Origin of the sequence: Methylosinus sp. LW4 (assembly GCF_000379125.1) — a bacterium.
Lineage (GTDB): Bacteria > Pseudomonadota > Alphaproteobacteria > Rhizobiales > Beijerinckiaceae > Methylosinus.
The window spans coordinates 178,932-200,074 of the sequence record NZ_KB900627.1 but is presented as its reverse complement, the minus strand read 5'-3'; the positions used below and the strand labels follow the sequence as shown (position 1 = coordinate 200,074).

Annotated in this window: 17 protein-coding genes and 2 pseudogenes; 8 read left to right on the top strand and 11 right to left on the bottom strand. The window is 62.7% G+C overall.

The window, feature by feature from the left end; genetic code table 11:
- Window positions 1-15: 15 nt before the first annotated feature.
- The 3 genes from METLW4_RS0120590 to METLW4_RS0120575 form a co-directional block, all read right to left on the bottom strand.
- Complete coding sequence (locus METLW4_RS0120590) at window positions 16-1,185, bottom strand: acyl-CoA dehydrogenase family protein (RefSeq protein WP_018268125.1); 1,170 nt, start codon at window positions 1,183-1,185, stop codon at window positions 16-18.
- Between the two features lie 14 nt (window positions 1,186-1,199).
- Window positions 1,200-2,369, bottom strand: coding sequence for an FMNH2-dependent alkanesulfonate monooxygenase (gene ssuD, locus METLW4_RS0120585; RefSeq protein ID WP_018268124.1), 1,170 nt, complete (start codon window positions 2,367-2,369; stop codon window positions 1,200-1,202).
- Window positions 2,370-2,535: 166 nt separating this feature from the next.
- Window positions 2,536-3,297 carry an amidohydrolase family protein gene (locus tag METLW4_RS0120575; RefSeq protein WP_018268122.1) on the bottom strand — a complete coding sequence of 254 codons (762 nt, stop codon included), beginning with the start codon at window positions 3,295-3,297 and terminating at the stop codon, window positions 2,536-2,538.
- Between the two features lie 389 nt (window positions 3,298-3,686).
- On the opposite strand from METLW4_RS0120575, the gene sfnG reads away from it, so the two are divergent.
- The 3 genes from sfnG (at window position 3,687) to METLW4_RS0120560 (ending at window position 6,942) form a co-directional block, all read left to right on the top strand.
- On the top strand, window positions 3,687-4,799 hold the full coding sequence (gene sfnG / locus METLW4_RS0120570; protein ID WP_018268120.1) for a dimethylsulfone monooxygenase SfnG: 1,113 nt from the start codon (window positions 3,687-3,689) through the stop codon (window positions 4,797-4,799).
- Window positions 4,800-4,868: 69 nt separating this feature from the next.
- Window positions 4,869-6,053, top strand: a complete 1,185-nt coding sequence (locus tag METLW4_RS0120565; protein ID WP_018268119.1) for an acyl-CoA dehydrogenase family protein — start codon at window positions 4,869-4,871, stop codon at window positions 6,051-6,053.
- A gap of 55 nt (window positions 6,054-6,108) precedes the next feature.
- Window positions 6,109-6,942 carry an OmpW/AlkL family protein gene (locus tag METLW4_RS0120560; RefSeq protein ID WP_018268118.1) on the top strand — a complete coding sequence of 278 codons (834 nt, stop codon included), beginning with the start codon at window positions 6,109-6,111 and terminating at the stop codon, window positions 6,940-6,942.
- A 19-nt stretch (window positions 6,943-6,961) separates the two neighbouring features.
- On the opposite strand, the gene METLW4_RS27425 is transcribed toward METLW4_RS0120560, so the two are convergent.
- Window positions 6,962-8,956 carry a sigma 54-interacting transcriptional regulator gene (locus METLW4_RS27425; RefSeq protein WP_018268117.1) on the bottom strand — a complete coding sequence of 665 codons (1,995 nt, stop codon included), beginning with the start codon at window positions 8,954-8,956 and terminating at the stop codon, window positions 6,962-6,964.
- Window positions 8,957-9,182: 226 nt separating this feature from the next.
- Between METLW4_RS27425 and METLW4_RS28005 the strand changes: the two are divergent.
- Window positions 9,183-9,278 (top strand): annotated as a pseudogene (locus METLW4_RS28005) (integrase core domain-containing protein); the annotation flags it as partial.
- Window positions 9,279-10,008: 730 nt separating this feature from the next.
- Here the strand turns inward: METLW4_RS28005 and METLW4_RS0120540 are convergent.
- Both METLW4_RS0120540 and METLW4_RS0120535 read right to left on the bottom strand, forming a co-directional pair.
- Window positions 10,009-10,923, bottom strand: a complete 915-nt coding sequence (locus tag METLW4_RS0120540; protein WP_018268114.1) for a dihydrodipicolinate synthase family protein — start codon at window positions 10,921-10,923, stop codon at window positions 10,009-10,011.
- Window positions 10,924-10,931: 8 nt separating this feature from the next.
- Window positions 10,932-11,384, bottom strand: coding sequence for a cupin domain-containing protein (locus tag METLW4_RS0120535; RefSeq protein ID WP_018268113.1), 453 nt, complete (start codon window positions 11,382-11,384; stop codon window positions 10,932-10,934).
- A gap of 111 nt (window positions 11,385-11,495) precedes the next feature.
- Between METLW4_RS0120535 and METLW4_RS25605 the strand changes: the two genes are divergently transcribed.
- Window positions 11,496-12,395: a LysR substrate-binding domain-containing protein gene (locus tag METLW4_RS25605; protein ID WP_018268112.1), complete on the top strand. Its 900-nt coding sequence runs from the start codon at window positions 11,496-11,498 to the stop codon at window positions 12,393-12,395.
- 53 nt (window positions 12,396-12,448) lie between these two features.
- Here the strand turns inward: METLW4_RS25605 and METLW4_RS0120525 are convergent, their stop codons facing one another.
- The 3 genes from METLW4_RS0120525 to METLW4_RS0120515 are packed head-to-tail and all read right to left on the bottom strand — an operon-like array spanning window position 12,449 to window position 14,787.
- The gene (locus tag METLW4_RS0120525) at window positions 12,449-12,739 is read right to left on the bottom strand and encodes a hypothetical protein (protein WP_157235530.1); all 291 of its coding nucleotides are present in this window, start codon (window positions 12,737-12,739) and stop codon (window positions 12,449-12,451) included.
- A 6-nt stretch (window positions 12,740-12,745) separates the two neighbouring features.
- Window positions 12,746-14,110 (bottom strand): sensor histidine kinase, encoded by a 1,365-nt coding sequence (locus METLW4_RS0120520; RefSeq protein ID WP_018268110.1) that lies wholly within the window; start codon window positions 14,108-14,110, stop codon window positions 12,746-12,748.
- Entirely contained in the window at window positions 14,107-14,787 is a 681-nt protein-coding gene (locus tag METLW4_RS0120515; RefSeq protein WP_026191680.1) for a response regulator transcription factor, read from the bottom strand. The genes METLW4_RS0120520 and METLW4_RS0120515 overlap by 4 nt, the downstream gene beginning before the upstream one ends.
- Before the next feature lie 257 nt (window positions 14,788-15,044).
- Between METLW4_RS0120515 and METLW4_RS0120510 the strand changes: the two genes are divergently transcribed.
- The 3 genes from METLW4_RS0120510 to METLW4_RS28585 all read left to right on the top strand — a co-directional run bounded on the left by METLW4_RS0120510 (window position 15,045) and on the right by METLW4_RS28585 (window position 18,686).
- Window positions 15,045-17,267: a TonB-dependent siderophore receptor gene (locus METLW4_RS0120510; protein WP_018268108.1), complete on the top strand. Its 2,223-nt coding sequence runs from the start codon at window positions 15,045-15,047 to the stop codon at window positions 17,265-17,267.
- Window positions 17,268-17,276: 9 nt separating this feature from the next.
- Complete coding sequence (locus METLW4_RS0120505; RefSeq protein WP_018268107.1) at window positions 17,277-18,110, top strand: DJ-1/PfpI family protein; 834 nt, start codon at window positions 17,277-17,279, stop codon at window positions 18,108-18,110.
- 156 nt (window positions 18,111-18,266) lie between these two features.
- A complete protein-coding gene (locus tag METLW4_RS28585) occupies window positions 18,267-18,686 on the top strand; it encodes a hypothetical protein (RefSeq protein ID WP_245258552.1) in 420 nt (139 codons plus the stop codon).
- A 13-nt stretch (window positions 18,687-18,699) separates the two neighbouring features.
- Here METLW4_RS28585 and METLW4_RS28580 read toward each other — a convergent pair.
- A pseudogene (locus METLW4_RS28580) lies at window positions 18,700-18,807 on the bottom strand (PepSY domain-containing protein); the annotation flags it as partial.
- A 1-nt stretch (window position 18,808) separates the two neighbouring features.
- The gene (locus METLW4_RS25600) at window positions 18,809-21,118 is read right to left on the bottom strand and encodes a TonB-dependent siderophore receptor (RefSeq protein WP_083919337.1); all 2,310 of its coding nucleotides are present in this window, start codon (window positions 21,116-21,118) and stop codon (window positions 18,809-18,811) included.
- Window positions 21,119-21,143 lie beyond the last annotated feature (25 nt).

Below are 21,143 nucleotides of genomic sequence, written 5' to 3'. Positions count from 1 at the left end.
GTGGCGCCGCATCGTTCAAGAATAGAAGGAAGGCGTCGGGTAGAGGCCGTTCAGCGCGAACTCCCCGAGCTCCTTCAGCTTGTGATCGAGAGGATCGTGAAGCGTATGTGTTCGCGCATTGCGCCAGAAGCGGTCGAGCCCGGCGCGGGCAGTCGTGGCGCGCGCGCCCATGATGTCGAACATGCGGCTGCCGACATCGAGAGCCGCGCGCGCGCTCACGGCTTTGGCGATCGCGACATCGATCGCGATAGAGCCGCGTTCTTGCGGCGTGATCGCGTCTCCACGCGTCCAGCCCTGCTGAAAGGAATGTGTGGCGCGATCGAGGAGCGCCTCCGCCGCGCAGACCTGCGCAAAGAGCTCGCCTGCCGTATGCAGAGTGAATGGATCGCTTCCGATGCGCGCCGCGCCATCGCTCGGCAGTTCCCGCACATAGGCGACAGAGGCGTCGAGGGCGCCGCGCGCCAGTCCTGCATAGATGGAGACGAGGATGAGCTGTGCGAGACAGGGCCGTAGGGCGGCGAAAGGCGATCCGAGCGGCCCAGGCGAGACGAGCAGCTCCTCGTCGCTCACGACGACTTCGTCGAAAGATACGGAGCCGCTGTCGGTTTGGCGCTGCCCCATATTATCCCAATCCTCGTGAATTCGAATCCCCCCGCGCCGGGTCGGAATCGCAGCTATCTTCAATTTTTGCTGCTCGTCGAGCGCGGAGACGACGAGCATGTCCGAATCGCTCGCGCCCGAGCAAAAGCTCTTGACGCCCTCGAGGCGATAATATTCGCCATCACGCCGCAGTCGCAATCGTGCATCCTTCGGATTGACGGCGTTGCCCCAGAAGCAATCCTCCTGCGCGGTCTTCTCCATCGCGCGCCGCGCTTGTTGGCTGGTCCCGAAAAATTGCACGGTTGCAATCATCAAATGATGAAAGGCGAAGAGATGCGCGAGCGAGCTGTCGACGGCCGCAATTCGCCGTACGACGTCGAGGATGACGATCCAATCGGCGCCCGCGCCGCCCAATTCGCGCGGGATGGACAGCTTCAGCAAGCCACTCTCGCGAATGAGATCGCGCTCGCGCTTGGCGGTTCCGCCGCGCTTGTCCCGTTCCACCGCGGTGGCGGCGAGCGCCGCGAGCAGTCGTGGGAGCGCTGCTGGCGTCACGTTGGACGGATCGAAGATGCGTTCGGACATGGGTTTCCGGCTCCTCAGGCGGCGGCGGATGATGATGAGGGCGAGTTGCCCGGCTTCGCGACGACGCTTCCGAATGGGCCTGTGATTTTTTGCCCCGGCAAGGTTCCTCGCGCCTCGACGCCGAGGCGGGGAAACATGAGCTCGGCGAAGCGATAGGCTTCCTCCAGATGCGGATAGCCCGAGAGAATGAAGCTGTCGACTCCGAGCGCCGCATATTCGCGCAAACGCGCCTCGACTTGCGCGGGATCGCCGACGAGCGCCGTTCCCGCGCCGCCGCGCGTCAGTCCGACGCCGGCCCAGAGATTGGGGCTTATTTCGAGATCTGCGCGCGTGCGTCCGCGGCCTTTGCGCAATTCGAGCATTCTCTGCTGGCCGATCGAATCCATTTTTGCGAAGGTTCTCTGTGCGTCGGCGATCGCGTCGTCGTCCAAGCGGCTGATGAGGGAATCCGCCGCCGCCCAAGCTTCGTCCTCGGTCTCGCGCACGATCACATGCAGCCGCACGCCAAAACGTGGCGCGCGTCCGAACGCCGCCGCTCGCCGCCGCACATCCGCGATCTTCTCGGCGACCGCGGAGGGCGGCTCTCCCCATGTCAGATAAGCGTCGACGGCGCGCGCCGCGAGATCATGCGCAGGCCCTGAGGAGCCGCCGAAATAGAGTGGCGGCCTCGGGCTCTGCACCGGAGGAAAGAGCAGCTTACCCTTTTCTATGTCGAAATGCGCGCCGTGAAAATCGACGCTCTCGTCCGCATGGCTCGCGCGAAGAAGCGCATCCCAGACGCGCACGAACTCGGCCGAGACGTCGTAGCGGGCTGCGTGATCGAGAAACAGGCCGTCGCCGGCGAGCTCGCTCGCGTCGCCTCCAGCGACGAGGTTGATCAGCAGCCGTCCTCGCGACAGACGATCGAGGCTCGCCGTCATGCGCGCCGCCAACGCCGGCTGCACCAGGCCCGGCCGAAGGGCCACGAGAAAGCGCAGAGTCTTCGTCGATTCGATCAAGCTCGCCGCGACGATCCACGGATCTTCGCAGGAGCGTCCGGTCGGAATGAGAACGCCGTAATAGCCGAGACTGTCCGTTGCGACCGCTATCTGCCGAAGATAGTCGAATGTCGCCGTCCGAGCTCCCTCCTCGGAGCCGAGATATCGCGAGTCGCCATGTGTCGGAATGTACCACAAGATTTCCATGATCCGATCCCTGTTCGCCGGTCTGAGCGCGGCAATAGGAGATTTCTTTGAATTTCCCGGCCGCAAGAGACGGGCCAATCGCTCCGCCGCGATTCTTTAGTCATTTTGTCCGTCTGCTGTTGCATCCGAAGCAATTCCGGGCCGGCTCTGCGGCATGCGCAACAGCTCACGCCAAATCGCGCCGTAGCAGATGCGCGGCGTTGCGCCATGCGACCTTCTCGATCGCATTCTCGTCCAAGCCGAGGCGAAGGAGGTCCGCGACACTCTGATCGAGTGGACGAAACGGATATGACGAGCCGAACAGCAATTGGTCTGCGAGAAATCCCCTCGCGGCATCCGCGTATCGCAGGCCTCCCGGCGCGAAGAAATACATGTCCGGCGACACGAAGACATTCTCGTGGCGAAACGCGACGGCGATCATTTCATCGATTTGCGGGTAGAAGGCATGACAGCAGACGATTGGCAGAGTTGGAAAGGCGCGCGCCACACGATCGACCGCCAGCGGGTCATTGCGCCGTAGGTCCGGCGTCGTCGGACCCGACATCATGAAGATCGGCGCGCCGCGATCTGCGCAGATTTCATAGATGGGAAACAGCGTCTCGTCGTCATGGGAAATCGGCTCCGCCAAGAAGGCGGGATCGACATTGACGGCCACGAGCTTCAGCTCGTTCAGGCAGCGCTCCGTCTCTTCCGCCGCACGTCGGCCTGTGAAGAACTGAGGGTCGACCGAACCGACGCCGAGCAAGCGCCCTTGCGACGAGCAAGAGAGCGTCGCGAGCAGATCATTGGAAATCCGTACGCTCGGCGTGCTGCGTCCCACCATGAGCGCAATGTCGATCCCAGCCGCATCGAGCTCCCGATGAAAGGACGAAAGATCGGGCGCTCGCGTGAAATGGTCGACGTCCTTCGAACCGAGGCGGCGATTCATCCAGCGGACTGTTTCGAAGTCGGGCGATCCCGGTTCTGCTCCGAAGAACGAGTGAAGGAATGACGGCCGCGCTCGCATATCGACGATATGCCGCGGACGGTTCGATGATGCCATTCGAGAGTCCTTTCGATGAGACTTCGGATCGGCTCGTCGCAATCGAGGCGCCGCGCGATATGCGGTCGGATTGCGGCGTTTGGAATTCACATTGCTGCATTTGCAGCAGCGCCGAACGTCGGCTGTTGCAAATGCAATAGGCGCGCCCGTGATTACCCGTAAAATCGAGAAAATCTGTCGAGAATCGCGTGGCACGCGCCGTGCTCATTCTCAGGCGATCGATGCGCGGTCGCGTGACAATCGGGGACTGCGCGCGGGCCACAAGGGAGACAAGGATGAGCGGCGCTTCTTCGCCTTCGGCGTGTCAAAAATCAGAGGCGATCAAATTCGCCTATTGGGTTCCGAACGTCTCGGGCGGGCTCGTCATCAGCAAGGTGGAGCAGCGCACGAGCTGGGATATCGACTATAATCGTAAGCTCGCGCAGATCGCCGAAGCGTCGGGATTTGAATATGCCTTGACGCAAATTCGCTTCACCGCCGGCTATGGCGCCGAATATCAGCACGAGTCGGTGAGCTTTTCTCATGCGCTGCTGGCGGCGACCGAGAAGCTCAATGTGATCGCCGCGATCCTTCCCGGCCCATGGCATCCGGCCGTCGTCGCCAAGCAGATCGCATCGATCAGCTGGTATACGGGCGGGCGGCTCGCGGTGAACATCGTCTCTGGATGGTTCCGCGGCGAGTTCCAGGCGATCGGCGAACATTGGCTCGATCACGACGAGCGCTATCGCCGCTCGGAGGAGTTTATCCGTGTACTGCGCGGCGTGTGGTCGCAAGACAATTTCAATTTCGCGGGAGACTTCTACCGGTTCCGCGACTACACGCTAAGGCCCAAGCCCGTCAGGCCGCCCGAGATATTCCAGGGCGGCAGCTCCCGCGCAGCGCGCGACATGGCGGCGCGCGTGTCCGACTGGTATTTTACCAATGGAAACACCGTGGATGGCGTTCGCAAGCAAGTCGACGACATTCGCGCCAAGGCCGCGCAGAGCGGTCACGAAGTGAAGATCGGCGTCAACGCCTTCGCCATCGTGCGCGATACAGCCGATGAAGCTCGCGGCGCATTGAACGACATTCTGGCGAACGCCGACCCGGATGCGGTTCGCGCATTTCATCACGAGGTACAGAACGCCGGCGCGGCGTCTCCAGAGCGCGAAGGCAATTGGGCGAAATCGAGCTTCGAGGATCTCGTTCAATATAACGACGGCTTTAAGACCAATCTCATCGGCGCCCCGGAAGAGGTCGCCCGTCGAATCTTGGAACTCAAAGCGGTCGGCGTCGATCTCATTCTGCTCGGCTTCCTGCATTTCCAGGAGGAAGTCGAGTTTTTTGGCCAGCGCGTCATTCCGCTCGTGCGCGCGCTCGAAGCCGAGGAAGCCCGCGCGGCGGCTTGAGCCGCGAAACGAGACTCATCGATCGCAACTGCGCTCCGATCTGGAGCTGAAGAATTAGCGAGGCATGAAATGTCGGAAGTCAACAGAGCAGAGGCGTTCGAGCGGCTCGATCGCGTCATTGAGACCGTGATTGTCGCCAATGCGGAACGCAACGACGAGCAATCGCTGTTTCCCGTCGAAAATCTCCATGCGCTCGCCGAAGCCGGATGGACGCGCGCGCTAGTCTCGCCGGAATATGGCGGGCTCGGTCTCGATCATACGGCTTTCGCGGAAGCCGCGTATCGTATCGGACAGAAGGACGCCTCGACAGGCCTCGTCTATGTGATGCATGTCGGCGCCGCGCAGACGATAAATCTCTATGGCACGCCAGACCAAAAGCTGCGCTGGCTGAAGCCGCAGGACGGCAAATATCTTCTCGGCACCTATTCGACCAGTGAGCGCGCCTCTGGCGGTCATTGGTGGTACAATTTCTCGCAAGCGTCGCGCGACGGCGATGATTATATCGTCAACGCCGAGAAGTCCTTCACGACCTCCTCGGGCAAGGCGGATTACTACATAACTCAGACGCGTACGCCGGATGCGCGTGACCAATCCGACATTTCCTTCTTCATCGTCGACGGAAAATCGCCTGGCATCACGCCCGGGCCTTGGAACGCGCTCGGCGTGCGCGGAAATCATTCCGGTCCCATCCGCTACGAGGGCGTGAAGGTGGCGCGGAACAATCGCCTCGGCGAGGAGAATCAAGGCAAGGAAATTATCTACAACGGCGTCTCGCCGGTCTATCTGATCGGCCTCGGCGCCGTGTGGGAAGGCGTCGCACGCGGCGCACACGACGCCGCCGTGGGTCATATCAAGAACTCGATTCACAAGGACACGAGCAAGCGTCTCGCCGACTATCAGGCGGTCCGTCAGGAACTCGCCAAGCCGAAAGTGCTGATCGAATCGCTCGGACCCTGGCGGCGCGAGCTCGCGGCCGGACTCGACGCTCTGTGGTTCGAAGGCAAGCCGCAAGCCGAGCTGTTGATCGCGCTCACCGAATTCAAGGTTCACGCCTCCGAGACCGCCAATCTCTCGGCCGCAGCCGCGCTCACCGTCACGGGTGGCTACGGCTATAAGAAAGGCGCGATCGAGCGCTATTTCCGCGACGCCCGCGCCGGCATCGGCATGGGGCCGTCGAACATTATCGCGCGCGATTGGATCGGCAAGACGGCGGTCGGTCTGCCGCTCGAGCTGTTCTACGAAGGCGGCGAATAGCGAGAGGCGCCTTCGCCTTTCGTCCCGTATTTTCCCTGTATTTCGAGGAAAGAAGATGAACCTCCCGCACCGTCTCATCGGCGCGGCGAGCGCGCTCGTCTGCGCGAACGCCGCCTCCGCCGCCGATCTGCCATCACGAGCGCAGCCGCAGCCGGCGACGGTCACAGCCGTCGATTATCAGCCTTTCCAAATCAGACTGCGTGCGACGGCGATCGTTCCCGATGGCGGCTTTTCTGTTTTCGATCGCTTCGGCACTGTGCCGGCCATAACGGGAATAGCCGCCGGCGTTCCAGGCGGCCAGATTTTCGGCGCGGGCGTTCATACCTCCACTTCGATCATTCCCGAGATCGATCTCAGCTATTATTTCGACGAGCATTTCGCCGTCGAGACGATCGCCGGCTATACGCGGCATATTTTGACCGCAACGGGCTCGCTCGCCGGCATTCCGGTCGGCGCCACGAATCTTCTGCCCGTATCATTGCTCGCCCAGTATCATTTCACGCAATTCGGCGCCTTCCAGCCCTATGTCGGAGTTGGCGTCACTTGGGCGGTTCCCTATGGCTATAGCCCCGGCAATAGCTGGACGCCTCTCGTCACAACTCTCGGCCTCACCGGCTTCGATTCGGTGCGCGCGCTTCAGATCGGAACGTCGATCGGCGTCGCGGGACAAATCGGCTTCGACTACATGATCACGCCCAATATCGGCGTGAACGTCGATTTGAAGCGCATCGTGGCAGAGCCGACTGCTTATGCGACGATCTATAATTCCGCGCTCAATCAGAACATCTATGTCCGGGTGAGGTCGAACATCGATCCTTGGCTTGCGAGCGTCGGAGTCACTCTGCGTTTCGGCGGGGCGTCGGCGCAGGCGATCCTCGCAAAATACTGACGCGAGGCGAAAGGCGCCGTCAGGCGCCTCGCCAAACTGCGCCTTCGATCGAGACTCGCGCGGGCAATTGGCCCGCGGCGAAATAGCCATCCGCGATCGATTGCTGCTTGCCGATGACGTCGCGATCGAGCGGCTTGGGCTCGAAATCGAGTCGGTGGAGATAATGCCGCGCCACCTGCCGATCGAGATGCAGGCATCGCGCGACGGCGCCGAGTTCCGCTTCGGCGCGCTCGCGCGGCGTCGCGCCGAGCATGCGAATTTCCGCTAGGATCGCGTCGACGATCTGCGGCTGGCCGCAGGCGAAGTGTCGGCGCGCCACGTAGAACTGATGGTTCTCGACGAAACCGGCGCCATCGAGAAGCACATGCGCTTTGCTTCCCATGCGGGCGGCGCTCAGAAGCGGCTCCCAAATCGCCCATGCGTCGATTGTCCCGTCGCGCAAATCCTCGAGCAAATCGAGCGTCGGAGGGACATAGACGGGCTCGATGTCGCCGCGCGACAGCCCCCGGATATTGAGCGCGGTCGTCAGAAAATGGTCGGCGTTCGACCATCGGCTGAAAGCGACGCGTTTGCCTTTCAGATCGTCGATCGAGCGAAGCCGGGGATCGGCGACGACGAGGGCGACATCTGTCGGGGCGGGCGATTCATAGCCGACGTAGAAGAAGGAAACGCCCATGGCGAGAGCGAAAACAGTCGCAGCCTCGCCGGTGACGCCTAGGTCGATTTCGCCGCGGCCGATCGCGTCGAGAACGGCGGGGCCGGCGCTGAACTCCCTCCATTCGGCGCGATAACCGAACGGCCGAAGACGTTCATCGAGCGAGCCTATCGCCTGCAAGGCCGCGAGCGTGCCGAATTTCTGAAAGCCGAGCCGAACGACGTTCGGCGCGCTTCGTGCGGGCTGCCGCTGCTCCTTCTCGTCGTTCTCCGCGGAACTCTTCTTACGCGGAGCGATGACGCCCATATGGCCGAGGCGCGTACGCAATTCATTGCGGCTCATGCCGAGCCGTTCCGCCGTGCGCACCTGATTGCCGCGCTCGAAATCGAGCGCGACCGAGACAAGAGAGCGCATAACGCGGTCGAAGAGGTTCTTCTCACCGCGCGTGATGGCCGTGTCGAGCAGGCTGCGCAGACGTGTCTCGAAATCGCCGTTCTCTTCCGCAAGAGGCGGATCGAAAGCCTCGACGATCGGCACCTCGGCGATGCGGTCGTCTTGCGTCAACAGCAGCGCATTGTGCAGAACATTTTCGAGCTCGCGAATATTGCCGGGCCAATGATAGCTCGTCAGCTTGGCGATGGCCTCGGGCGCGAGCACGGGCATCGGCCGGCCGAGCTTTGCGCCAAAGAGGCGGAGGAAATAATTGGCGAGCGGCTCGATGTCGCCGCGGCGCGCGCGCAGCGGCGCGAGATTCACCGTCGCTATGTTGAGGCGATAAAAGAGGTCCTTGCGGAAGCTCTTGGCGGCCACCGCCGCCTCGAGATTCACATTGGTGGCGGCGATCAGCCTCACGTCGATCGGCCGCGCCTTGCGCGAGCCGACGCGCACAATCTCGCGCTCCTGCAAGACGCGCAACAGCTTCACCTGCATGGCGGCCGGAAGGTCGCCGATTTCGTCGAGCAGCAGCGTCCCCCCGTGCGCGGCCTCGAACCATCCGGTCTCGCTTCGGGCGGCGCCGGTGAAGGCGCCCTTCTCATGGCCGAACAGCTCCGCCTCGACGAGCGTCTCGCTGAACGCGCCGCAATTGACCGCGAGGAAGGGGCCGTCCTTGCGCGCGCTATTGGCGTGAATATAACGAGCGACGAGTTCCTTTCCTGTTCCCGTCTCGCCAATGATCAAGACGGTCGCGTCGCTCGGAGCGATGCGATGCAGATCGGCTTTGAGCCTCAAGGAGACGGGATCCTCGAACACCATCGCCGAAGCCCGGCTCGTCGCCCCGGCGGTCACCCCGGAGACGGTCTCGATCCCGGTCCTTTTCTTGTCGGTGACGACGACCGAGAAGGAAGAGGGACTGAACATTCTTGGCGCCTCGATGCGTCATACGTCTGCGCCGTGCTTGGGACGACGAAGGCAATCGGGGTTTTACGACGCCATATGCTGACTAGTTTTATGTACAAAGTCAACAACTGCTGATCGAGGTCTCTGGAGGCGATTTTGCGGCGATCACGCGATGGCGCGGCGAAAGCAATGTTCGCCAGACTTCGCGGTGTCGCAGGCTGGAGGCAGTCATCATTGACGATTGCGAGGCAAACCAATGCAGAACGGCTTCTGTGAAAGCTGCAACGGCCGCATGCTCAACGAGACGCTGTTCTTCGGGCGCGACCACGCGAGAGAGAAAGTTCGCTTTTCGTTGATGGAGCCGCGCGCCGTTTCGCCCATGACAAGCCCGGCCGAAAGGCCTTGATCAAATGGACGGGCGCCACGCCGGTGACGCGTGTCGTGTTCGAGCCCACGGGCCCTTAACGATCGCCCGCTCGACCTTGCCGGTCTGCCGATCGCCGAGGTCGTAGCGTCCGGCGCGGCAATTCGCGCCAAAATCCGATCTCCCATCGATGAGACGCGGGCCCCGGTCACGAGTCGAGGCTCAGCCTCGCCACCCAGACGCACGCTATTGATTTTAAATTACGACCTCCTTTCGGTCGCCGGCAGAGCAACCAACTCGCAGCCATCTCAGGCGAACAAAATAATGACGTCGAGCTTTCCTTCGGACGCGGGACGCGGGGAAGCCGGACGACGAGGATACGCGGCAGAGCGCGAAAGATTGGCACAATGCGCGGCCTCCCTCGTACCATTCGTGACGACCACCAGAGCATCCTCCTCTGCGCCCCTGAACTGAATCAGCTCGCTGGATCGAAGAAAATGTTGGCGATTCCATCCATCAAATAGTCCGCTCCCACGTCGAGGCATGCGGCGAGACCTTCTGGCATATGCACGACGGCGTCTCGAATGCTCGCGCGAAAGACCGAACGTGGCGCACATGCTCGCCGGTCGCCGGCAAAAGCCGGAGGCGGCGAAGAATCGCCGTCTCCTCCTCGTTTGCCCACGCGCGCGGCGCGGGCCAACTCTTCAGGTCACGCCGCCGCCGGCTCGACGCGCAGCGCGGCGAGGAATTCGGCGAGCTTCTTGCGATCGGCCTCGACGAGGGGCTTCAGCGGCGGCCGTGGCGCGCCGGCCGGCAATCCGCGCAGGGCGAGCCCGGCTTTCACCGTGGTCGGCAGGCCGCCCACGACGATGAATCGCAGCACCGGTAGAATGTCGTAGAACAGCGCCCGCGCGCGCACGATGTCGCCCGCCTGCACCAGATCGAACAGCCGCGACGGCCGATCGTCCAGCAGATTGGGCGCGGCGGTGCACCAGCCCGAAGCGCCGGCGGCGATCGCCTCCAACGCCATATGGTTGGCGCCGTTGTAGAAGGGGATCGCGCCGTCCGACAGCTTGTGGATCGCGTGCATGCGATTGAGATCGCCGCTGCTCTCCTTGATGAAGCGCACCGTATCGAGTTCGCGCACGAGCCGCACCAGAAACTCCGGCGACATGTCGACGCCGCTGGTGCCCGGATTATTATAGGCCATGATCGGCAGATCGGTCGCCGCGGCGATCGCTGCGTAATGATCGAATATCTCGGCCTCGGTCAGCTTCCAATAGGACACGGGGATGACCATCAGCATATCGGCGCCGATCTCGCGGGCGTAGCGCGCCTTGGCGACGGCGGCGGCCGTCGTCAGCTCGGCGATTCCGACAATCACCGAAACGCGGCCGGCCACCGTCTCGACGCCGAGGCGCGCGCCATGGCGCCATTCCTCGTCGGTCAGATAGGCGCTCTCCCCAGCGCTGCCGAGGAAGGCGATGGCCGCCGGCTGCGAGCGCAGCAGATTTTCCGTCACGCGGCGGAACGCGCCGTCGTCGATCCCGCCATCAGCGGAAAAGGGCGTGACGGGATAGGCGATGATGCCGCGAATTACATTGGTCCGAGTCGCATTGGTCATGGCGATCCTCACTCGGCTTCTTCGCGGATCGCGAGGCGTCCGGCGTTCTGGAGCATGGGGGCGTTCTCGCAGGCGAGATAGCGCGCGGGCTTGTCGGGATCGGCGTTGACGTGATGGTGCCAGGCCCAGACCGGAATATAGACGGCGTCTCCCGCCTCCCATTCGATGCGGCGGTCCTCGATCATCGAATAGCCGCGCCCCTCGAGCACATAGAGAATGGTCTCATAGGTGTGGCGATGGCGGTTGGAGCGGCCGCCCGGCGTGAGCCCGCCGACCGTGAGGCTGATGGCGTGCGACGGCAGATCGATGAAATGCACCGGATGCTTGCGCTCGGCCGAATAGGCGGCGCGCGCATCGTCCTTCTCGACGCAACGATGCGCGAGCCGTTCCGGCAAAATCACCTCGAATATCGGCGGCGTCTTGTCGAAATCGGCCGAATGGAAAACCCGTTGGGCGGACATTGCCCGTCTCCCTTTTTGGTTGCGACGGCCTGTCTTCGTTCAGATATGAGAATAGGTCCAAGACTTGTTTTCGATACTGAAAATAGGTTTTACCTATGATATAGAAGTCGGATGGACTTCCGACGGCTCCGCTATCTGATCCGCGTCGGCGAGCAGCGCAGCTTCACCCGCGCCGCCCGCTCGCTCAATGTCTCGCAGCCGACGCTCTCCCAGCAGATTCAGGACCTCGAGGCGGAACTAGGCGTCGCTCTTTTCACAAGGACGGCGCATAAGGTCGAGCCGACCGAGGCCGGACTGCTGACCATCGACTGCGCGCGCCGGGTATTGGCGGAGACGGAGCGGCTGCGCGAGGCCGTGCAGGAATATCGCGGGCTGAAGCGCGGCCGGTTGCGCATCGGCGTGACGCAGACCTTCAACGCGCTCTATCTGCCGCAAATCGTCACCGCCTTCGCGCGCGACTATCCGGCGATCGACCTCGAGATTCTGGAGCTGGCCAATGACGAGATCGACGCCGGCGTCGAGGCCGGGACGCTGCATCTGGGCGTCGGCCTTCCCCGCGCGCACACTAAAAGCCGCGCCGAGCCGCTCTACGCCGACACGCTGATGTTCGTCTGCGCGCGCACGCACAGGCTGGCCGAGGCCGAGAGCGTCCCCGCGGCGCGCCTCTCCGAGGAGAGCGTCGCCCTGCTCGGCCATGGCTTTCGCACGCGGGCGGCGGTGGACGACTATCTCGCGGAGGCGAATGCGACGCCGCCGCGCGTGATCGCGTTCAATACTTTCGCGGCCATTCTCAATGTCGTCGCCTCGGGCGATTACGTCTCCATCGTGCCGGCCGACGTGCGCCATGTCTCGCTCGTCTCGGGCGTCGCGGCTCTGCATTTCGCGCGGCTGGAGCCCGGCCCCGGCAGCCGCACGATCTGCCTGCTGAGCGCGCCGGAGGAGAGGGCAACGCCGGCCGCAATCCGCTTCGCCGCGCGCATTCGCGATTATTTCGCCGCGACAAAGCGATGACGGTCAGAGAGTGAATCGCCTCGTTTCGCATCAACGCCTCGATTCGAGGGAGTTCAACCGCCTGTGCTGCAGGAATAGAGCGCCCGCAATAAAAATAGCGCTCGGAAGATCGCCGGCGAAACCAAAACTCGCTTCCGTTGCTCGATCGCCTGGATGATCACAGCTCCGGCCTGATCCGTCGTCAGCGGCGAAATGGCCTTCGAAGCATGTTCTCGGCTTCCGGGATTATGCTCCCAATAGCTGCTCTCCACGAGTCCGAGCACGACGAGGCTGACGAACACGCCTTTCGCTTCGACTTCCGTGCGCAGGGCATCCGACTTCCTGCGCGCGCCGATGGCGCTCACCACAACTCATGGCGCTCCGCGATCAGGAAACGTGAGGCCGAATGTCGCGCCGCCGCCCGGCGTCTCCGCGACGAAGACGCCGCCGCCCTGCTTTTCGGTGAGCTCCTTGACGATCGAGAGGCCGAGGCCGGCTCCGCGTGTCGTCTCCGTCCTGCGCCAAAAGGGCTCGAAGACGAGATCGCGCTCGCTCGCCCCGACCCCTTCGCCATGGTCGACGACCTCCAGCCGAGCGCCGGCGCGCACGCGAAGCTCGATCGTTCCGCCGACGGGCTCGGCGCGAAGCGCATTATTGATGAGATTGGACACCATGCATTCGAGCGCTTGGCCGTTGGCGCGGACGATGACCGGGGCGGCAGGCGGATCGAGGGCGATTGCCCGCCCGCTGTCGACGATCAATGGCAGATAATCGCCGATCATACGGCGAGCGAGCGCGCCGAGATCGACGTCCTCGGCGGCGAGATTTCCGCGCTCCGCTCCGCGCGCGAGAACCAGCAATTGCTCGACGATGGACTGCATGCGCCGCATGTCGCGGTCGAGGTCCGAGAGAAAATCCGGCTCGTTCGGCGCGTCGAGTCGCGCCCGCAGGATCGCGATCGGAGTCAGCAGCTCGTGCGCGGCATTGGCGGTGAAGCGCCGCTGCCGCTTGGCGCCGTCCTCGAGACGGGCGAGCGCGCCGTTGAGCGCATCGAGAAACGGCGCGATCTCCTTTGGCGCCTTGGAGCCGTCGATGCGCTGATCGACCGATTTGAAATCGATGCCCGCGAGCTGCTCCTTCGCTTTGTAGAGCGGCGTGAGCCCGAAGCGCGTCACCAGCCAGGAGATGAGAATGGCCGATATGACGAAGGGCAGGAAAGGAACGATCTGCGTGACATCCGCCAGCATGCGCATCACGGCGCCGAGATCTTCCCAATGCAACGTATAGCCATAGACCGCCATCCGATAGGGCGGCTTGGCTTCCCGCAAGACGCCGCGAGCCTTGGGATCGGGATCGTTCGGAAGCCGGAAATAATTGCGGATGGCGATGATTTCACCGCCGCTCGGCAATACGCGCGCGAGCGCTTCCGATGAGCCGGCGAGCGCCGCCCCATTGCGGTTGTCGATGATCGCGAACCGGAAATGGGGATTGCGAGCCTGATAGGCGCGCAGCGCCGGCGTCGCCTCTATATGGGCGGAGCCGTCGGCGTCTTTCACCAGCGCCGCATCGACCACCTCTATGGCGTGGAACTCCGCCCAATAATTGACGGAGTCCGTCACCGCGAGACCCATATAAGTGACGAGGATCGCCGTGACCGGCCAAATGAGAAAATAGGTGAGCAGTTCGATCGCGGTGATGCCGATGACGAAGCGCGTGAGCAGCGAAGGGCTTTTCATTTCTCCTTGCGCTCCGTCAGAAGATAGCCGACGTCGCGCGCCGTGTGAATCTCGACGCCGGCGTCGAGATCGAGCAGCCGGCGCCGCAGGCGCGAGACCAGCATGCTGAGCGCGGTGGCTTGCACATCGTCGGCAAAACCGTAGATTTCCGCGAGCAGACGGTCGCGCAGCACGGCGCGCCCTGCGTTGAGCAGCAGAATGTCCAGCAAGGCGCGCTCGCGCTTGTGAAACAGAACCAGCGCGCTATTGACGCTGACATCGCGCGTGTCGGGATGAAAGACAATATGGCCGATCGCGATCGGCGGAGTCGCCTCGCCGCCGGGACGCCGCAGGCAGGCGCGCACGCGCGCGATCAGCTCATTGGCGTCGAAAGGCTTGGTCACATAATCATCGGCGCCGGCGTCGAGCCCTTCGATCCGGTCCTCGACGGCGTTGCGCGCGGTCAGCATCACGATGCGGATCGACGGCTGCGTGCGACGAATGTCGGGCAATATGGAGACCGCATCGCCGTCAGGAAGACGCCTGTCGAGCAGCACCAGCGAATATTTGTGCTGTCGCAACGCCTCCATCGTCTCGTCGAGCGAGCCGACGCGATCGGCGACGAAGCCCGAACGCGCGAGCTTCCCCGCGACGAGCTTCGCCATCTCCGGCTCGTCCTCCACCATCAGAACCCGCATTTTTCGGCGCCGCCTCGCGTCAATCGGGAGCTGCGATTATCGCGGCCAATTGTGGCGGTGGCAAGCGGGCGCGAGCGAGACTGTTGCCTCGGCGCCACAGTCCACGAAAAGCCATGGAGGCGCCGCTCACGTTACATTCGGGTTAAGCGGCGTCCTTAGAGCGCTGATCGGAGGATCGGAGGCTGGCGGGCCTCTCTCTCCTTTCGGACGCCGAGAACATTCACGCCGTCGAGAGAGCGGCGACAAGGAGGCCACCAATGAATCGTCGTTTTTCCCTGCGCTCGGTCAGCGCGCTCGCCCTCGCCGCGGCCGGCCTGCCCGGCGCCGCCGCGCAAGAGGCGCTGCCACCCATCTCCATCGCCGCGGAAGTGCGACGCCCGGCCGCCGCAAAGACCGCCACGGATGTCGAGCAAACCACCGCCGGGCCGGTGCGCGGCTATCAGGCGCTCACCGCGCGCGTGGCGCGCATGGCCACGCCGCTGAAGGAGCTGCCGATCTCCGTCGTCGTCGTCCCTCGCAAGCTGATCGACGATCAGAACGCCATCTCGCAGTCCGAGCTTTTCCGCAACGTCTCCGGCCTCACGCCGCTCGATCCGCTTTTTCCCGGCGGGCTCGGCGTCAAGCTGCGCGGCATGGACGCGGAGCGCTACATCGATGGATTGCCGAATTACGGCTCGCTCGGCGAGCGCGATCTGCTCGTCAATGTCGAGCGAGTCGAGGTTTTGAAGGGGCCCGCGAATATTCTGTTTCAGGGCGGAGCGAACCCGATCGGAGGCGTCGTCAACATCGTGTCGAAGCTCCCCACGGCGGATCGGTTCGCGGAGGTCGGCGTGCGCGCCGGCGGCTATCGCTTCGGCAGCCCCTATCTCGACATCAATCAGCCGCTCAACGACTCCAAGACGCTGCTGTTCCGCTTCACCGGCCAGTTCGAGACCACGCGGTCGATCGTCGACACGATTCATCGCCAGAGCTACACGCTCGATCCGACGCTGACCATCACCAATAATGCGGGAACCTCGCTCACGCTGCAGGGCCATGTCGCGCGGCGGGAACAGCAGGATTATCCGGGCTTGCCGGCGGTCGGCTCGGTCGATCGCTCATTCTGTTCCATTCGCCGCTCGGCCTTTCTCGCCAATGCCGGCCTTCCCGCCACCTCCACGGAATCGCAGTCGGTGACGGCGCGCTTCGATCATGCCTTCGACGATACATTCTCCACTTTCACCACGGCGCGCTATTCCGTGACGAAAATCCACGAGCCTTCGCAGCTCCTCTTCGGCAATGAGCCGACGGCGATCGATTTCGGCCCCGCCGGCGTCTATGGCGGCCCGTCGCAATTTTATGTCGCGAACGACATTCTCGATCAGAAGCTGACCGAATTCTCGATCAGCTCGAATTTCGTCGCGAAATTCGACTATGGCCCGACGAGCAACCGCCTGCTCGTCGGCGGCGATTTCAATCGCGTCGTCGATCACGGTATCATGGCGGGCAATAATGCGACAGACGCCGATCCCATCTTCGGCTTCCCGCAGCTGATCGATTTTCGCGCGCCCTATTTCCCGGCCTTTCGGCTGCCGGTCGAAGGCGCGGCGGACACGGCGGTGTACACTAAAATCGCGAATAGCTATCAGAACGCCGGAGCGAGCCTCCAATTGCAGTCGACGATCTTCGATCGTTTGCATTTCCTCGGCGCGCTGCGCGTCGCCACTGTCGATATTCACTTCACCGAAAATGCGGTCACGCCGCCGACTCACTATGACGCGAGCGCGACGCGCGTGCTGCCGCGCGTCGGCGCGACCTATGATTTGACCGACTGGCTCTCGGTCTATGGGAGCTATTCCGAAGGCTTGCGCGGGGTCAGCTATTTCTCGGGCGCCAATAATGCGCCGCCGAAGCCCGAAGGGTCGCGCCAGCTCGAAGGCGGCGTGAAGCTCGACGGTCCGTTCGGCCTTTCGGGCACGCTGGCTTATTTCGATCTCACCCGCACCAATGTGCCGACCGCCGTGTCCGGCTCTCTCACTCAGAGGCAGACCGGCGAGCAGAACTCGCATGGATTCGAGGCCGATCTCGTCTGGCAGCCGACGCCGAATCTCTCTTTCCTCGGCAGCTACGCCCATATCGACGCCAAGGTCACGAGCGATGAGAACACGCAATATATGAACGCGCGCCTCGTCGGGACGCCCAGCGACTCCGGCCGTTTCTGGGGCCATTACGCCTTCGACGGCGAGCTGCAGGGCTGGTCCTTCGGCGCCGGCTTCTATGCCGCCTCATCCTCGCGCGTCGAGCTCGGCCGCACATGGACGACGCCGGGCTACATCACATTCGACGCCGATCTCGCTTACAAGCACGAGAATTTCACCTTCTCGATCGCCGCCAAAAATCTCGGCGATCGACACTATTACACCCAATATCCCTATCTCTCCGGGCGCGTCGCGCCGGGAGAGGGGCGCACATTCTTCGCCACCGTTTCCGTGAAAATGTAGGAGGGGCCATTGAATACGCTCGATCGCCGCCGTTTCGGCGAAGCTTTGGCGGCGTTCGCCGCGCTCGTCGCCGGCGGCGCGCTCGAGGCGCGCGCGGCGCAGAAGGTCACGGCCGATCACGATATGTCGAACATGCCGGCCTCGTGGTCCGGCAATGAGAAGATCGGCTTTCTGATCTATCCCGAGTTCACCGCGCTCGACATGATCGGCCCGCATTACATGCTCACCGGGCTGATGGGCGCGACGGCTTTCGTAATCGCCAAGAGCAAGACGCCCGTCGTCAGCGACACGGGACTGACGCTCACGCCGGACGCGAGCTTCGACGATGCGCCGCTCGATCTCGATATTCTCTGCGTGCCCGGCGGCGCCTCCGGCACACTCGCCGCGATGCAGGACGAGGCGACATTGCGCTTCCTGAAGAGTCGCGGCGCGCGCGCGAAATATGTCACATCGGTCTGCACGGGCTCGCTGCTGCTCGGCGCGGCGGGCCTGCTGGACGGCTATCGCGCGACCTCGCATTGGTCGGCGAAGTCGCTGCTGCCGATTTTCGGCGCGACGCCGACGCCCGGCCGCTTCGTGCGTGATCGCAATCGCATCACTGCGGAGGGCGTGACGGCGGGCCTCGATTTCGCTCTGGCGCTGGTCGGCGAATTGCGCGACCGCACTTACGCCGAAAGCGTGCAGCTCATCGCGCAATATGCGCCCGAGCCGCCCTTCGACGCCGGCCAGCCGGAACGGGCGCCTGCGGCTGTCAGAACGATGATGGAAGAAATGTTCGCCGGGTTCCGGGCCTCCGCCGATCGGCTCGGCCGTGAAGCGTTCGCGAAATCGAAGTCCTTCTGATATCCAGGCAATGAGGACGGGTTCGAATCGCATTGTGAAGAAGCTCGACGTTTGTCGGTTTAGAGAGGCTGGTGCGCCGAAGTAGAAGCGCGTCTCGATATTGCTGGAGAAGCGATAGCCGATATTGCCGTTGATCTGCACATAGTCGGATTGCGAATGGGTGCGGAACCCGTCCGAATGCGAGGAGGTTCCGTTGACGAGGAAATCGAAGCCGCCGATGACGCGCGAGATTTGCGCCTGTCCGCGAATGGAGCCGAAGCTGCCGCCGTCGATCGCGAGCATGTTGGGCGCGAGCGCCGTACTGGCCGTGGGCGAAGCGAAATTGATTGCGCCTTCCAATATCGAGGAGCCGAAGGAGAGGGCGTTGCCGCCCTTATCGATATCGATCGTGCGGAAATATTTGGTGTCGATCTCGTAGAAATCGCCGCCTCCATCGGCATAGTTCATCGGTATGCCGTCCTACAGCAGCTCGAAGCCGCACAGATGATAATCGCGCGTGAGGTTCGAGCCACATATGGAGAGGCGCAGCGCGTCCAACTCTATCCCGGCGTGGGGGCCGGGATAGAGCGGGCGTGATCCAGTGGTTGATTTCGTTCCAGAACTCCAGAAGGCTTCCGGTCAGACCCACGACGATCAGGAATCCCGCGATGGCGAGTCCAGCCCAGCGATGCAGCCGAACGAGCGCTGCACGGATCATTTCAATACTCGACTTTGAGAGAGCCGATGACCTGAAAGCGTTCGCCGGGGAAGATCGAAAGACGCGGGTCGAAATTGGTGAATTGATCGGCGCCCTGATAATATCTGGTGTCGGTCAGATTCTTGAAATTGAGCTGGGCGTTCCAGTTTGTTCCTTCGTATTTCCATTTGTAGCCTATCATGGCATCGAGGACGGCGTAGGCGGGAAGCTGAAACGTGTTTTGGTTGTCGCCCTGGCGGATGTCGACATAGCGAACTCCGAGGCCGAAGCTCGCGCCTTCCCTGGACGCATAGCCGTTCCAGTCGTATTTCGCCCAGATCGAACCAGAATTGCGCGGCACGTTCGGCCACCAACGCCCGGAGACGTCGACATAAGTCCCGAGATCAGAGCTGTAATCGGAGAGCTTCAGTATCTTTGTCCGTGTATGCGCATAATTGCCGATCACGCTGAGATGATCGTCGATGCGGCCGGAGATGTCGAGCTCGATCCCTCGACTGCGGACATTTCCGGTGATCGAGGTGTTGAGCGTGCTGAGGTCCGCCGTCGCTATGTTCGTCTTGGTGAGCTGATAGAAGGCGAGCGTCGCCGTCAGCCTATCGTCGAAGAATTTCCCTTTGAGTCCTCCCTCCCATTGCTCGGAGATTTGTGGGCGGAGAGGTTGTCCGTTGGCGTCCTTGCCGTTGTTGACTCCGAAAGAGTTCGACCAGTCTCCGAACGCAGCGAGCCACGGCGTCGCCTCGAACAGAACGCCCGCGCGCGGGCTGAATCCATGCTCGCCGTATTTTGGAACATTGACCTGCTCCATCGTGGTCGGGGAATTTCCGAAGAAGTCCGAATAGCCGTAGCCATGCACGGCGTAGTCCCACCGTCCGCCGCCGATGATATGTAGCCTGTCGAACAGCGTGATATGATCTTGCGCATAGAAGCCCGAATTTTGTTGCTTGAGCCGGGCGGGCTGGCAGCCGTTGACCTGGGCGCACCAGAAGTCGAGATTCGCCTGGCTGAATTTCCAAGACGGAACGCCGCGCCAGGGCGCCCATACATTGATGTCGAGGTCCGGGTCGGAGACAAATCCGCCACCATAGGTCCGATAGTCGCCCGTGACCTTGTTGAAGTCGTAACCAAGAAGAAGCTCGTGCCTGACGCCGAACGTGTCGAACTTGCCGATCACGTCGGCGTTCCATGCCCAATCGCGCTCGTGGTAGTGTTGCGCGAAGACATTGCGGTGCAGGATTCCGTTAGCCGGATCGAAAGCGGAGAGATAGGCGAAACCGTCGACCGGGGCGAGATTAATGTCATCGTCCTTGAAATTTCGGGCGAGGAATCGGCCGTTGAACGTCCATGACGTGTCGGCGCTCTCGTAGATTTTATGTTTGACGCTGACGCCGTTGAACAGCGTCAGAAAATTGCTGTAGGGCTGGTTCGGATCTTGAAGGTATCGCGTTGTCGGGATTGCAATCGGCCGATTGCCCAGGGTCATGACGCCGGAATCCTGCTTGAATCGCTGCTTGGAGACCTCGACCTCATAGGTGACTTCCGTCTGCTCGAAAGGTCGCCAGGTCACCGCGCCCGCGAAATCGAAGCCGTCCCCGGAGACGAAGTCGCGGGACGTCGAATCATAGCTCTGGAACGCCCCCGTGAAGCGGTAGAGCAGCGTCTTGTCTTCATTCAGCGGGCCGGTGGCGTCGACGAGCGTTCGATACAGCGCAGACGAGCCGATCTGCTGCTCGACCGAATAGTGCGGCGTCGCCAATGGCTTCTTGGTGTTGAGGGAGATCAGGCCGCCAGGATCACCCTTGCCGTAGAGCATGGCGGCGGGACCCTTGAGCACTTCGACGCTCTCGACATTGGAGGTGTCCAAAGGCCCGAGCGCCAGGAAGGAGAATGCGCCTGGGCCGGCGCGCAACTCATTGCGGAATATCGAGAAGGTACGGAATCCGCGAATATTGTAGACCGCATTCCCGCCGAGCGCCGGCTCGAACCAGACGCCGCTGACGTTCTGGAGCGCCTCCGTGACGAAGCTCGCCTTGCGATCGTCGATGACGGCGCGGGGCACGACCTGAATCGACGCCGGCGTGACGAAGATCGGCGTGTCTGTCTTCGTCGCCGAGCTCGCATTCGGAGCGGCGTAGCTCGGACTGCCGAGGGCGTCGCCCGGAGCAGCCCGTGAGGGAGTGGTCGCGTTGGCGCGCGCGGCGCTGTCCGCGCCGACGTCGATCGTCGGCAGCGCCTCTTGGGCGAGCGCGACGGACATGAGCACAAAGGTTGAGGCGCCAGCGGAAACGCCGCGCAGCAGTCGAGAAGGCGTCATGATTTGTCCCTGATGCGGCCACTGT